The 13,750-nt window shown below is 72.2% G+C and carries 10 protein-coding genes; 6 read left to right on the top strand and 4 right to left on the bottom strand.

Translation table 11 applies throughout. The annotated features are described in order from the left end of the window. Window positions 1–7 precede the first annotated feature (7 nt). A complete protein-coding gene (locus ACIGXE_RS14640; protein ID WP_399747086.1) occupies window positions 8–2,191 on the top strand; it encodes a discoidin domain-containing protein in 2,184 nt (727 codons plus the stop codon). On the opposite strand, the gene ACIGXE_RS14635 is transcribed toward ACIGXE_RS14640, so the two are convergent. Together ACIGXE_RS14635 and ACIGXE_RS14630 are read right to left on the bottom strand one after the other, a co-directional pair. After that, the gene (locus ACIGXE_RS14635) at window positions 2,182–3,720 is read right to left on the bottom strand and encodes an FAD-dependent monooxygenase (RefSeq protein ID WP_399747084.1); all 1,539 of its coding nucleotides are present in this window, start codon (window positions 3,718–3,720) and stop codon (window positions 2,182–2,184) included. The genes ACIGXE_RS14640 and ACIGXE_RS14635 overlap by 10 nt on opposite strands. A gap of 25 nt (window positions 3,721–3,745) precedes the next feature. Beyond that, window positions 3,746–4,621, bottom strand: a complete 876-nt coding sequence (locus tag ACIGXE_RS14630) for an NAD(P)-dependent oxidoreductase (protein WP_399747083.1) — start codon at window positions 4,619–4,621, stop codon at window positions 3,746–3,748. A 233-nt stretch (window positions 4,622–4,854) separates the two neighbouring features. Here ACIGXE_RS14630 and ACIGXE_RS14625 point away from each other — a divergent pair, with 233 nt between their 5' ends. Continuing rightward, window positions 4,855–5,184, top strand: coding sequence for an ArsR/SmtB family transcription factor (locus ACIGXE_RS14625; RefSeq protein WP_399747081.1), 330 nt, complete (start codon window positions 4,855–4,857; stop codon window positions 5,182–5,184). Here ACIGXE_RS14625 and ACIGXE_RS14620 read toward each other — a convergent pair. Beyond that, complete coding sequence (locus ACIGXE_RS14620; RefSeq protein WP_399747079.1) at window positions 5,163–6,371, bottom strand: Cmx/CmrA family chloramphenicol efflux MFS transporter; 1,209 nt, start codon at window positions 6,369–6,371, stop codon at window positions 5,163–5,165. The two genes, ACIGXE_RS14625 and ACIGXE_RS14620, sit on opposite strands and share 22 nt — an antisense overlap. Before the next feature lie 131 nt (window positions 6,372–6,502). Continuing rightward, window positions 6,503–7,102 carry a TetR/AcrR family transcriptional regulator gene (locus ACIGXE_RS14615; RefSeq protein WP_399747077.1) on the bottom strand — a complete coding sequence of 200 codons (600 nt, stop codon included), beginning with the start codon at window positions 7,100–7,102 and terminating at the stop codon, window positions 6,503–6,505. Between the two features lie 274 nt (window positions 7,103–7,376). Here ACIGXE_RS14615 and ACIGXE_RS14610 point away from each other — a divergent pair, with 274 nt between their 5' ends. The 4 genes from ACIGXE_RS14610 to ACIGXE_RS14595 all read left to right on the top strand — a co-directional run bounded on the left by ACIGXE_RS14610 (window position 7,377) and on the right by ACIGXE_RS14595 (window position 13,691). After that, a complete protein-coding gene (locus ACIGXE_RS14610) occupies window positions 7,377–11,303 on the top strand; it encodes an amino acid adenylation domain-containing protein (protein WP_399747076.1) in 3,927 nt (1,308 codons plus the stop codon). A 44-nt stretch (window positions 11,304–11,347) separates the two neighbouring features. Further along, window positions 11,348–11,572, top strand: a complete 225-nt coding sequence (locus tag ACIGXE_RS14605; RefSeq protein WP_399747074.1) for a tautomerase family protein — start codon at window positions 11,348–11,350, stop codon at window positions 11,570–11,572. A 38-nt stretch (window positions 11,573–11,610) separates the two neighbouring features. After that, on the top strand, window positions 11,611–12,357 hold the full coding sequence (locus ACIGXE_RS14600) for an arylmalonate decarboxylase (protein ID WP_399747072.1): 747 nt from the start codon (window positions 11,611–11,613) through the stop codon (window positions 12,355–12,357). 110 nt (window positions 12,358–12,467) lie between these two features. After that, entirely contained in the window at window positions 12,468–13,691 is a 1,224-nt protein-coding gene (locus ACIGXE_RS14595; protein WP_399747069.1) for an MFS transporter, read from the top strand. Window positions 13,692–13,750 lie beyond the last annotated feature (59 nt).

Below are 13,750 nucleotides of genomic sequence, written 5' to 3'. Positions count from 1 at the left end.
AGCCGCCATGTACCGCCCCACTCCCCGCACGGCCCCGTCCCGCTCCCGACCGCCGGGCCGGTCCCGCACCCGGATCCTCGGCCTGGTCACCGCCCTGCTCGGCGGACTGCTCGCGCTCGCCCCGGCGGGCGCGGCGCAGGCCGCGCCCGTCCTGCTCTCCCAGGGGCGGCCCGTCACCGCGTCCAGCCAGGAGAACGGCGGGACGCCCGCGACCGCCGCCGTCGACGGCGACCTCGGCACCCGCTGGTCCAGCGCCTTCGCCGACCCGCAGTGGATCCAGGTCGACCTGGGCGGCCCCGCGGCCCTGAGCCGCGTGGACCTGCGCTGGGAGACGGCCTACGGCTCGGCCTACCGCATCGAGACCTCCACCGACGGCACCACCTGGTCCACCGCCTACGCCACCACCACGGGATCCGGCGGCAGCGAGTCCCTGCCCGTCTCCGGCACCGCCCGCTACGTCCGCCTGCAGGGCCTGACCCGTGCCACCGGATGGGGCTACTCGCTCTGGGAGTTCCAGGTGTACGGCACCGGGGCCGGCGGCCCGGCCCTGCCCGGCGGCGGTGACCTCGGGCCCAACGTGCACGTCGTCGACCCCTCGACCCCCGGCATCCAGGCGCGACTGGACGAGGTGTTCCGGCAGCAGGAGTCGGCCCAGTTCGGCACCGGCCGGCACGCCTTCCTGTTCAAGCCCGGCACGTACGACGGGATCAACGCGCAGATCGGCTTCTACACCCAGATCGCCGGTCTCGGCCTGCGCCCCGACGACACCACGATCAACGGGGACGTGACCGTCGACGCGGGCTGGTTCAACGGCAACGCCACCCAGAACTTCTGGCGCTCCGCCGAGAACCTGGCCCTGAACCCGGTCAACGGGACCGACCGCTGGGCCGTCTCCCAGGCCTCGTCCTTCCGCCGGATGCACGTCAGGGGCGGACTGAACCTGGCGCCCACCGGATACGGCTGGGCCAGCGGCGGCTACATCGCCGACAGCCGGATCGACGGACAGGTCGGCAACTACTCGCAGCAGCAGTGGTACACGCGCGACAGCGCGATCGGCGGCTGGTCCAACTCCGTCTGGAACCAGGTCTTCTCAGGAGTGGAGGGCGCCCCCGCGACCGCCTTCCCCGAGCCGAAGTACACGACGCTCGACACCACGCCGGTCTCGCGCGAAAAGCCCTTCCTCTTCTACGAGGGAGGGGAGTTCAAGGTCTTCTCCCCGGCGAAGCGGACGAACGCCCGGGGCGTCAGCTGGTCCGGGACCCCGCAGGGCGAGGCGATCCCGCTCAGCCGTTTCTACGTGGTGCGGCCCGGCGCCACCGCCGCCACCCTCAACCAGGCCGTGGCCCAGGGCCTTCACCTGCTCTTCACCCCGGGCGTGTACCACGTCGACCGCACCGTCGAGATCGAGCGGCCCGGGACGATCGTCCTCGGGCTCGGCCTCGCCACGATCGTCCCGGACAACGGCGTCACGGCGCTGCGCGTCGGCGACGTCGACGGCGTCCGGCTCGCCGGCCTCCTGATCGACGCGGGTCCCGTCAACTCGCCCACGCTGCTGGAGATCGGCCCGCAGGGCGCGTCCGCCGACCACGCGGCGAACCCGACCACCGTGCAGGACGTGTACCTGCGCGTCGGCGGCGCCGGACCCGGGAAGGCCGGCACCGCCATGGTCGTCAACAACGACGACACGATCGTCGACCACACCTGGGTGTGGCGCGCCGACCACGGCGACGGCGTCGGCTGGGACGTCAACCGGGCCGACTACGGCGTCCGCGTGCACGGCGACGACGTGCTCGCCACCGGCCTGTTCGTGGAGCACTTCAACAAGTACGACGTCGAGTGGTACGGCGAGCGCGGGCGCACGATCTTCTTCCAGAACGAGAAGGCCTACGACGCCCCGAACCAGGCCGCCGTCCAGAACGGCCCGGTCAGGGGCTACGCCGCCTACCGCGTCGACGACTCCGTCACCACCCACGAGGGCTGGGGACTCGGCAGCTACTGCTACTACAACGTCGACCCGACGATCCGGCAGGACCACGGCTTCCGCGCCCCGGTGCGGCCCGGCGTGCGGTTCCACAGCCTGCTCGTCGTCTCCCTCGGCGGGAACGGGCAGTACGAGCACGTGATCAACGACACCGGCGCCGCCACCTCGGGCACCGCCACCGTCCCCTCGACGGTCGTGTCCTATCCCTGACGCACCCCCGCGGGCGATCTCGCCGGGCCCAGCCAGCGCGCCAGTTCCCCGGCGAGCTCGGCCGGGTCCGGCTCCGTGTCACCGGCCGCCCAGGCCAGATAGCCGTCCGGGCGGCACAGCACCGCGCGCCAGCCGAGCGCCGTGCCGTCCGCGTCGGCCGGGCCGACCCGTACCGTACGGAGCCGGTCCGGCGGCCAGCCGTCCAGGAGCTCCTCGGGCACGGCCGTGACGTCCTCGGCGAGCAGCAGCAGGGGCGTGGCGTCCTCCAGGAGCTCGGCCGTGCTGCGCGGGCCCTCCCGGGTCAGGAAGGTGTGGTTGGGCAGGAAGGTCCCGGTGAGCGGGTCGGTGCCCGGCCGGGGGTGGCGGATGCTCTGGCCGCTGATCTCCTCGGCGGTCGCCGCGCGGGCCTCCGGCACCTCCATGAGACGTCCGAAGTGGGCGCGCAGCGGCTCCTGTTGCGGCCGGGGATCCATGAGGGCGGCCTGGGCGCGGGTGTTGGCGACGACGGTCAGGGCCACCGCGCGCCGCTCGTCGGTGTAGGTGTCCAGGAGGGTGGCCGGGGCGTCGCCGCGGGCCACCAGGCCCAGCTTCCAGCCCAGGTTGAAGGCGTCCTGGAGGCCGGTGTTGAGGCCCTGACCGCCCAGCGGCGCATGCACGTGCGCCGCGTCGCCGGCCAGCAGGACGCGGCCGTGGCCGGGGGAGCGGTAGCTGTCCGCGACCCGGGTGAAGTCGCTGAAGCGGGAGCCGTACACGAGGTCCCGCATCGGCAGCGCGCGGCCCAGGACCCGGGCGGCGGTGGCGCTCAGCTCCTCCAGGGTCACCGGCCGGCGCCGGTCGGGGAAGGGGCGGGTGAAGTCGTGGGTCAGGACCCGGCTGTGGCCGCGTGGGTTGACGTTGATCAGGGTCGACCCCTCGGGGCCGCGCGCCCAGCCACCGGGGGCGTCGGCCGGGTCGGTCAGCCGCACCAGACCGATCACGCCGCTGAAGGACGGCTCGGTCGTGGTGACGGGGAAGCCCGCGTGTTCCCGCACCGTGCTGCGTGCTCCGTCGCAGCCCACGACCCAGTCGGCCACCAGGACGCGGACGGCGCCGTCGGCGGCGAGCACCTCGGCCTCCACCCGGTCGGCGTGCTCGGTCAGTCGCCGTACGACCGATCCCCGGCGCACGTCGGCGCCCAGGGAGCGGGCCCGCACCTCGAAGGCCTGCTCCAGGGAGGACTGCGGCTGGTGGAAGATCGGCGGCCCCTCGGCCGTGGGACTGCTGATCGTCAGGAGCGGCAGTCCGGCGAAGTGGAAGCCGGTGCGCTGCCGGAGGTCGAGGCGGCCCGGTACGGGCAGCCGCAGGACGCCCCGGCGCAGCAGGGACTGCACGCTGCGGGCGTGCAGGGTGCCGGCGCGCGGGCTGTCCCGGACGCGCTCGTGCTGTTCGAGCACGAGCGTGTCGACGTTCTGCAGCGCCAGCTCTCCGGCGAGCAGCAGCCCGACGGGGCCGCCGCCGACGACGAGGACGGTGGTGCGTTCGTGGAACACGGCGGGTCTTCCCCGTCCTTCCGGGTTACGCGTCGAAGCCGGCGAACCAGGCCGCGGCCATGTCCTTGTCGCCGTGGCCCTGGGCGGCGGCCCGCTGGAAGCGCCGGTGGCCGGCCTCGGTGGTGTCGAGCCGGACGCCGACGCGTTCGGCCGCCTCCAGGACGAGCCGGGCGTCCTTCTCCGAGTTGTCGACGGAGAACTGCGGGGTCCAGTCCCGGTTCAGGATCGCGGCGGACTTGCCCTGGAAGAAGCCGCTGTCCAGGGGGCCGCCGGAGACGACGTCCACGAAGTGCCGCGGGTCGACGCCGAGCCCGTCGGCGAGCGAGAGGGCCTCGCCCACGCCGTGGGTGAGGGCGCCGACCCAGGTGTTGAGGACCAGCTTCAGGCGGCTGGCGGCGCCGCTCGTGCCGTCCTCGCCGACCCAGACCGTGCGGGAGCCGATGGTGTCGAACAGCGGCTGCACGGTGGGGCGGACGCTCTCCGGGGCGGCGGCGAGGACCACCAGCTTGCCCAGCTCGGCGGGCTGGCGCGAGCCCTGGACGGGGGCGTCGACGAAGACCAGGCCGGCTTCGTCGGCGAAGGCGGCGAGCTCGTCCACGGCCTCGCCCACGGTGCTGACCTGCACCCAGACGGTGCCCGGGGCCAGTTTCGGGGCTGCGGCCCGGACGGCCTCCAGGACGCGGGGGCCGTCGTTCAGGACGGTCAGGACCACGTCGGCCCCGTCGACGGCCTCGGCCGGGGTGTCGGCGACCGTGACGCCGTCGGAGAGGAGGGCGTCGGCCTTGGCGCGGGTGCGGTTCCAGGCGCGGACCGTCAAGCCGCTCCTGGCCAGGTTGCGGGCGACGGGGGCACCGATGATGCCGGTGCCGAGGACTGCGATGACCGGCTGTGCGGAGGTCATGTCGGGACTCCTGGAGAGTGGTTCGGCGGGTGGGCGCGCGGCTCGCGCGGGCGCGGGGGAGCGCGGGAGCGCGGGAGCGCGGGCCGGCTGTACGAAGGCCGGCGCTCCGGAGGTCGTGCGGAGGCCGGGAGGTTCGAAAAAATTCGTACCGGGCTACCTTAGGCAGGGCGCGACCGGGCCCACAACGCGTCCCGGCCGTCTCTGTCACCTGTCCGCCTCCGAGAGGTCCCGCGATGCCGGTCGAGCTGTTCCATCCCCCGCTGGACACCGTCGAACTCGACGCCGTGTACGCGGCGTTGGCCGACCGGCACCGGCGCGGCGTGGTGGTCCGGCTGGCCCGCACCCCGGACGCCGAGGTCGCCTGCACCGCGCTCGACGTGCCGGGCGCGAAGTCCACCCGCTCGTACCACTGGAAGGTGCTCCGCGAGGCCGGGCTCATCGTCCAGCGCAGCACCGGCACGGGCATGTCGCTGCGCCTGCGGCCGGACTTCGAGCGGCGCTTCCCCGGTCTCCTCGGCAATCTGCTGAGCCTGGAGGGTGGTCACGGGGTGCCGGCCTCCTGACGCGGGGCGGACCGCGCGACGACGGCCGCCGCCGCGGAGGCCGGTCCCCGGCGGGTCAGCAGGCCCGAGAGCGCCGCCGTGCCGAGGCCCGCCACCGCGAGCAGCGCGCCGGACCACACGGGTGCCGTGTAGCCGAGGCCGGCGCCGATCACGCTGCCGCCGACCCACGGGCCGATCGTGTTGCCGAGGTTGAAGGCCGAGGTGTTCGTGGTGGTGGCGAGCGTCGGAGCGTCGCCGGCCTCGCGCATCACCTGGGCCTGGAGCGCCGGGTTGATGGAGAAGGCGGCCAGGCCGAAGGCCAGCACGGCGCCCACGGTGGCCGCCTTGAGGTGGGCGGTGGCCGCCAGGAGGGCGAGCACCAGGACCATCGCCGCGATGCCCGCGTACAGGTTGGGCAGCGGATGACGGTCGGCGAACCGGCCGCCGACGAGGCTGCCGGCGAAGCAGCCCACTCCGAACAGGGTGAGCAGCAGCGGTACGGCCGCCTCGGTGAAGCCGCTCACGTCGGTGAAGAGCTTGGACAGATAGCTGAAGCAGCAGAAGATCGCCGCCTGGGTGAGCATGGAGGTCGAAAGGGCCACCCACACCCGGGGGTTGCGGAAGGCGGCGAGCTCGGCGCGGACCCCGGCGTACGGGCCGTTCGGCCGCCGCGGTACCAGGAACAGGACGCCGAGCAGTGCGAGCACCGCCAGCGCGTCGACCGCCCAGAAGCTCGCGCGCCAGCCGGCGTGCTGGCTGAGGAAGGTCCCCGCCGGGACGCCCACGACATTGGCCACGGTGAGGCCGGCGAACATGATCGCCAGGGCGCGGCCGCGCCGTTCGGGGCCCGCGAGCTCCACGGCCACGACCGAGCCGACGCCGAAGAAGGCCCCCTGGGCGAGCGCGGCGACGACCCGGCCGGCCAGCAGCACGCCGTAACCGGGCGCGAGGGCGCCCATGGTCTGGCCGAGGACGAACAGCAGCAGCAGCCACACCAGGGCCTTCTTGCGGTTGACGCGCAGGGTGGCGACGGTGAGGGCGGGGCCGCCGACGACCACGCCGAGGGCGTAGCCGGAGATCAGCCAGCCCACGGCGGGCACGGAGACCGAGAGGTCGCGGGAGAGGTCGGGCAACAGGCCGGAGATCATGAACTCGGTGGTCCCGATGCAGAAGACGCTCAGGCCGAGCACGTGGACGGCGAAGGGCATCGCCGTTCCTCCTTCGATTCCTTCGGGTGCGTGACCGGATCATGGCGGGTTCATGACCGGAATTTGAATCGGCGTTCCAGAACGAGGGTGAAAAGGAAGGCCGACACCTGGGGTGCCGGCCATGTGGTGGGTCAGGGAGCTTCCGGGGGCGCGGGCGGCAGGATCTGGTCCACGAGGGACAGCAGGGTCGCGCGGTCGCCGACCTTGCCGAGCACCCGCAGTCCGTACATCGAGTTGAGCAGGAAGACCGCGAGCGTCCGCGGCTCCTGGTGCCGCGGCATCGAGCCGTCACGCTGCCCCTGTTCGATGCAGACACTCAGTGCCGTCTGCATCCGTGCGAAGGTGGCGCGGACCTGCTCGGTGATCTCCGGATCCTGCCCGGCCATCTCCATCGCGGTGTTCACCACCAGGCAGCCGCGGTGTTCGGGGGCGTCGGCGGTCTCCTCGTCGACGACGCTCAGCAGGACCGAACGGATGCGGTCGCGGGCCGGCTCCTCGCCCTCTTCGAGCAGTCTCGTCAGTCGGCTGGTCCACTCGGTGTCGTAGCGCCGCAGCGCCGCCTCGAACAGTCCGCGCTTGCTGTTGAACGTGTTGTAGAGGCTGCCGCGGCCGAGTCCCGTGCTGTCCACGAGGTCCTGGGCCGACGTTCCGGCGTACCCCTTGTCCCAGAACGTGGCCATCGCCGCGTCCAGTGCGTGGTCGAGGTCGAAGCCCCGGGGGCGAGGTGACATGTCGACAGGTTAGCAGTTCTGGAACGATTGTTAAAATTCGATGGACCGGCGTGACGCCCTGCTCGAAGGTGTGATTACCTCAAGTCGTCGACGCGGCACCGAGTGTCCCGGGAACCACCTGGGGCACCCGTACAGGCCCCTTCGGCGCGGGAGTCCGACCACCCCCCGCCGCCGGTGCGCCGCGACGGCCCGGTCCGCTCGTCGAACGACCCGGGCGGACACGGGGGAGAGCCCTCCGACGAGGGCACCGACATCATTTGCATGGGGGATCACCTTGGCACCCGTTCAGTCCGTCGCGCCCTTTTACGGCTTACGCCTGGAAGACGGGGCTTGCCTGCCGGGCCTGCTCGAGCAGCAGGTCACGGCGCGGCCCGAGGACGTAGCGGTCGTCTCCGACGACCGCAGCCTCACCTACCGTCAGCTCGCCGAGTCCGGTGGCCGGCTGGCCGTCCACCTCCACGGGCTCGGCGTGTCGGTCGACGACTGCGTCGGCCTCTACACCGAACCGTCGCTGGACCTCATGACCGGGGCCTGGGGCATCCTCTTCGCCGGGGCCGCCTATCTGCCGCTGTCCCCGGAGTACCCCGAGGACCGGCTCCGCTACATGATCGAGGACAGCCGCACCAGGGTGATCGTCACCCAGGAGCACCTGCGGGAGCGGCTGGCCGCCATCGCCCCGGCCGGCACCCGGATCGTGACGCCCGCGGACCTGCCGGACGCCCCGCTCGACGGCGTTCCGCACTGCGGAGTCGGGGGAGTCGGTGCCGCCGGCCCCGCCGAGACCGCGCGTGTCCCGCGGCAGCGCGACCCCCGGGGGACGGGCCCCCGCCCCGACTCCCTCGCGTACGTGATCTACACCTCGGGCAGCACCGGCCGGCCCAAGGGCGTGATGATCGAGCACCGGAGCATCGTGTCCCAGCTGCGCTGGATGCACTCCTTCGGCCACCTCGGCAGCCATGTCACCGTCCTGCAGAAGACCCCGATGAGCTTCGACGCGGCGCAGTGGGAGATCCTCGCGCCCGCCGCCGGGGCCACGGTCGTCGTCGGCGCGCCCGGCATCTACCGCGACCCCGAGGCGATCGTCGCCACCGTCAACCGGCACGAGGTCACCACGCTGCAGGGCGTACCCACCCTGCTCCAGGCCCTGGTGGACCTGGAGGAGTTCCGCTCCTGCACCACCCTGCGCCGGGTGTTCTCCGGCGGCGAGGCGCTCTCGCAGCGGCTCGCCCGCTCGCTGCTGACCGAGCTGCCGTGGGTCTCGCTGGTCAATCTGTACGGCCCCACCGAGACCACCATCAACGCCACCGCGTGCCTGGTCGACCCGGACCTGCTCGGCGACGGCGCCGGCTCGGTGCCGATCGGCGTCCCCGTCGACAACACGCCCTGCTTCATCCTCGACGAGGAGCTGCGGCCGGTCGACATCGGCACCACCGGGGAGCTCTACATCGGGGGTGTGCAGCTGGCCCGCGGCTATCTGCACCGCGAGGACCTCACGGCGGAACGATTCATCCCGTCGCCCTTCGTCCCGACCGAGCGCCTCTACAAGACCGGCGACCTCGCCTACTGGAACGAGGACGGGACCATCACCTGCGTCGGCCGTGCCGACAACCAGGTCAAGCTGCGCGGCTACCGCGTCGAGCTCGACGAGATCTCGCTGGCCATCGAGGAGCACGCCTGGGTCCGCCGCGCGGCGGCCGTCGTCACCGACGACCCGCGCACCGGCTTCCAGAACCTGGTGGCCTGCATCGAACTCAACCCGCGCGAGGCGGCCCTGATGGACCAGGGCAACCACGGCGGCCACCACCAGTCCAAGGCCAGCAAGCTCCAGGTCAAGGCGCAGCTGTCCAACCCGGGTCTGCGCGACGCCGAGGAGCTGGCCGGCCGGCCGGTGCTCGAGCTGCCCGGGCGCGAGGCCACCGAGCGGCAGCGCCGCGAGACCTTCGCCCGCAAGACCTACCGCTTCTACGACGGCGGCGAGGTCGGCCGCGAGGACATCCGGCGGCTGCTCGCACCGCCGCCGGTCTCCCCGCTGTCCCGCGGGCTCGACGAACTCTCCCTCGACCAACTGGGAGAACTGCTCCGCTGGTTCGGAGCGTTCCGCAGCGCCGAGCGCCTCCTGCCGAAGTACTCCTACGCCTCGCCGGGCGCTCTGTACGCCACCCAGATGTACCTGGAGATCAGCGGCGTCGCCGGGATCGAGCCGGGCGTCCACTACCACCACCCGCTCGACCACAGCCTGGTGCGGATCGCCGGCACGGACATGACGGGCCCCGCGCTCAAGGTGCATTTCCTCGGCAAGAGGCGGGCCATCGAGCCGGTCTACGCCAACAACATCCTCGAGGTCCTGGAGTTCGAGACCGGGCACATGCTCGGCGTCTTCGAGGAGGTGCTGCCCGAGTACGGGCTGACCATCCGGCCCGCCGGCTTCACCCCGGCCGTCAAGGAGCGGCTCGACGTCGTCGACGAGGACTACTACCTCGGCACCTTCGAGATCCACCCGAACGACGGCGAGCCCCGACAGGACCCGACCGAGATCTACGTCCAGGCCCATCCGGGCCGCGTCGCGGACCTGCCGGGCGGCCACTACCGGTACGCCGACGGCGAGTTCGAACACGTCTCGGACGCGCTGGTCCAGCGCCGCCACGTCATCGCCATCAACCAGTCCGTCTACGACCGGGCCTCCTTCGGCATCACGGCCGTCAGCCGCGCCGCGGAGCCCTGGCTGGAGTACATCGCGATGGGGGCCAAGCTGCACCACCTCCAGCGCAACGGACTCGCCCTCGGCTTCATGTCCTCCGGCTACAGCTCCAAGACCGGCAACCCGCTGCCCGCCGCGCGGCGGATCGACGAGATCCTCGCGTCCATCGGCGCCGAGACCGGCCCGTCGTACTTCTTCCTCGGCGGCCGGGTCAGCGAGGAGCAGATCCTCAGCGAGGGCATGAACGAGGACGCCGTCCACACCAAGGGCCCGGCCGAGATCATCAAGGACGAGCTGGCCGGCTTCCTGCCCGACTACATGATCCCCAACCGGGTCCTGGTCATGGACGACCTGCCCCTGACCGCCAACGGCAAGGTCGACGCCAAGACCCTCGCCGCCGACGAGCAGGTACGGGCCGCGGGCAGCGGCGCCCCCTACGTCGCCCCGGCGACCGCCCACGAACGGTGGCTCGCCGACGTCTGGGGCACCGCCCTCAAGTACGAGGACGTCTCGACCGAGGACGACTTCTTCGCGGCCGGCGGCAACTCGCTGACCGCCGTCGCCCTGGTCAACCGGATCAACCGCGAGTTCGGCACCGAACTCCCGCTCCAGATCGTCTTCGAGGCGCCGAAGCTGGGCGACCTCGCCGCCCGCATCGCGGACGGCTCCGCCGTGCCCGTCTCGCGCCTGGTCCGGCTGCACGACGACACCCCGAAGGGCGCCGAGGGCATCGCCAGCCCGGTGTTCTGCTGGCCCGGCCTCGGCGGCTACCCGATGAACCTGCGGCTGCTCGGCCGCGAAGCCGGCCTCGGCCGGCCCTTCTACGGGGTCCAGGCGTACGGCATCAACGAGGGCGAGGAGCCCTACCCGACCGTCCAGGAGATGGCCGCGGCGGACGTCGCCGAGATCCGGCGGATCCAGCCCGAGGGTCCCTACCTCCTGTGGGGCTACTCCTTCGGCGCCCGCGTCGCCTTCGAGGCGGCCTGGCAGCTGGAGCAGGCCGGCGAGAAGGTGGAGCAGCTGCTCCTGCTGTGCCCCGGCAACCCCAAGGTGCGGGCCGCCGAGGCCGAGCGCCACGGCCGGGAGGCCTCGTACGCCAACCCCGCCTACGTCACCATCCTCCACTCGGTCTTCGCCGGCTCCATCAGCGGCCCCGAGGTCGAGGACTGCCTGGCGGCCGCGAAGGACGAGGACAGCTTCGTCGCCTTCGTCCACGAGCGCATACCCGCGCTGGACGAGCGGTTGATCCGCCGGATCACCCGCATCGTCGGCGAGACCTACGAATTCGATTACAACTTCCGCGAGTTGAGCGAGCGCCGGCTGGACACCCCGGTCACCCTCTTCAAGGCGAGCGGCGACGACTACGCGTTCATCGAGGGCAGCTCCGGCTACTCCGCCGCGCCCGTGACGGTCGTCGACCTGGAAGGCGACCACTACAGCGTCCTCAAGGAGCGCGGCGTCGCCGAACTGGTGGCCGCCATCCGCGCCCGGCTCGGCGCGTAACCCCCCTCACCCGCCCCACACCTGGAGACCCCTCCATGCCGCACGTGGACATTTCCTACTACGACCGGGAATTCACCGACGAGCAGAAGGACCGGCTGGCCAGGGCCCTGTCCGACGTCGTGGTCGAGCACTTCGCGACCTACGACGGAGCCGTCTCGATCTCCCTGCACCCCGTGGACCGGAAGGACTGGCAGGACCAGGTCTTCGAGCCCCGCATCACCGGTCGGAGCGACCGGCTGATCAAGGCGCCCGACTACCGCTCCGCGTGACCCGGTCCACCACCCGAGACATCTGAGAGGCACCCGCAATGACCGACTCCCTCGGCCCCCGACTCAAGGTCGGCGTCGTCGTCCCCTCCACGAACACCTCGGCCCAGCCCGAGCTGGAGGCCCTGCGGCCGCACCAGGTCACCAACCACATCGGCCGCATGGTCATCGGCGACGACTCGATGGTCGACGAGCCCGGCTTCGACCACGTGATGCACAGCATCCGCAACTCCACCCACCCGGCGATCAGGAGCGTCGTCAGCTGCGGCCCCGACACCGTGATCATCGGCGTCTCCCCGGAGAGCTACTGGGACGGCCCGGACTCCCACGAGCGCGTCCTCGCCTCCCTGCGCGAGGCCGCCGGCGGCCTGCCCGTCGTCATGAGCCCGGACGCGATCAACGCGGCCCTCGGCGTCTACGAGGCCCGCAGGATCGCCGTCATCACGCCGTACCTGCCCGTCGGCGACGACTCCGTCAGCCGCTTCTTCAAGGACAGCGGCTACGACGTCGTCCGCATCCAGGGCCTCGGCATGCCGAGCCCCGCGAAGATCTCGCACGTCTCCGAGACCGAACTCCGCGACGTCGTCAAGGAGATCGACGGTCCGGACATCGACGCCGTCGTCCAGGTCGGCACCAACGTCGCCATGTCGCGCGTCGCCGCCCTCGCCGAGTTCTGGATCGGCAAGCCCGTCATCTCCAACAACACCGTCCTGTACTGGCACGCCCTGCGCAGCAACGGCATCCAGGACCGCGTCCACGGCCACGGCTCGCTGCTCTCCGAGCACTGACCGACCGCCGCCCACCCGGCGGTGCGGCGCCCTTCCGCCGCACCGCCCCCACCCTGACCGATGGCCGCGGCCCGTCCCGACCGGCGGGCCGCGACAAACTGGAGAACTCCGTGACCAGCACTGGCAGTAGCGAAGCGACCGCAACCGCACTGCGCCCCCACCAGGCGCCGGCCGAGGAACGGCTGCCCATCCTCAAACTGTTGGCGTTCACCGCCGCGGGCTTCCTCGCGATCATGACCGAGACGATGCCCGCGGGTCTGCTCCCGCAGATCGGGCAGGGCCTCGACGTGTCCGAAGGACTGGCGGGCCAGCTCGTCACCCTGTACGCCATCGGCTCCGTGCTCGCCGCGATCCCGGTGATCGCCGCGACCCGCAGCGTCCGGCGCCGGCCGCTGCTGCTGTGCGCCGTCGGCGGCCTGTTCGTCTTCAACACCGTCACCGCCCTGTCCACCCACTACGGCATCACGCTCGGCGCGCGCTTCGTCGCCGGCATGGCCTCCGGGGTGATCTGGGGCCTGCTCGCCGGCTACGCCCGGCGGCTGGTGCCCGAGCACCTGCAGGGCCGTGCCCTCGCCGTCGTCGGCGTCGGCCAGCCCATCGCGCTGACCGCCGGCGTGCCGCTCGGCACGTACCTGGGCTCCGTCACCAGCTGGCAGGGCGTCTTCTGGATCATGTCGGGCGTCGCCCTGGCCCTGATGATCTGGGTCCGGCTGCTGGTCCCGGACTTCCCCGGACAGGCCGCCGAGCAGCGCCGGCCGATCCGCGAGATCTTCGTGACCCCGGGCATCCGCCCCATCCTCGCGGTCATCTTCCTGTGGATCCTGGCCCACAACATCCTCTACACCTACATCTCCCCGTTCCTGAGCAAGGCCGGCCTCGGTGAGCGCGTCGACGTGATGCTGCTCGTCTTCGGCGCCACCGCCATCGTCGGCATCTGGCTGACCGGCATGTACGTGGACCGCAGGCTGCGCGTCCTCACCCTCGTCAGCCTCGCCGGCTTCGCCGCGGCCTCCCTGGTCCTCGGCATCGGCCACTCGTCGCCGGTCGCCGTGGTCGTCGGCGTGGTCGCCTGGGGCCTGACCTTCGGCGGCGCGCCCACACTGCTGCAGACCGCCATCGCGGACGCGGCGGGCGACGGCGCCGACGTGGCCCAGTCGATGCTCGTCACCATCTTCAACCTGGCCGTCGCCGGCGGCGGTGTGGTCGGCGGTCTCCTCCTGGAGTCCTCCGGCGCCACTTCGTTCCCGTGGGTGCTGCTCGCCCTGGCCGTGCTGGCCTTCGCGATCGTCGGCACCGCCAAGGCGGGCTTCAGGCCCGGCCGTCGCGGCGCCTGACCAGCCCGTACGGCCGTCGGTCGCCCGGTCCCGCGATGGTGGGGGCCGGGCTTCCGGCA

Origin of the sequence: Streptomyces sp. NPDC053431 (assembly GCF_044544925.1) — a bacterium.
Lineage (GTDB): Bacteria > Actinomycetota > Actinomycetes > Streptomycetales > Streptomycetaceae > Streptomyces.
This window is presented reverse-complemented; position numbering and strand designations above follow the sequence as displayed.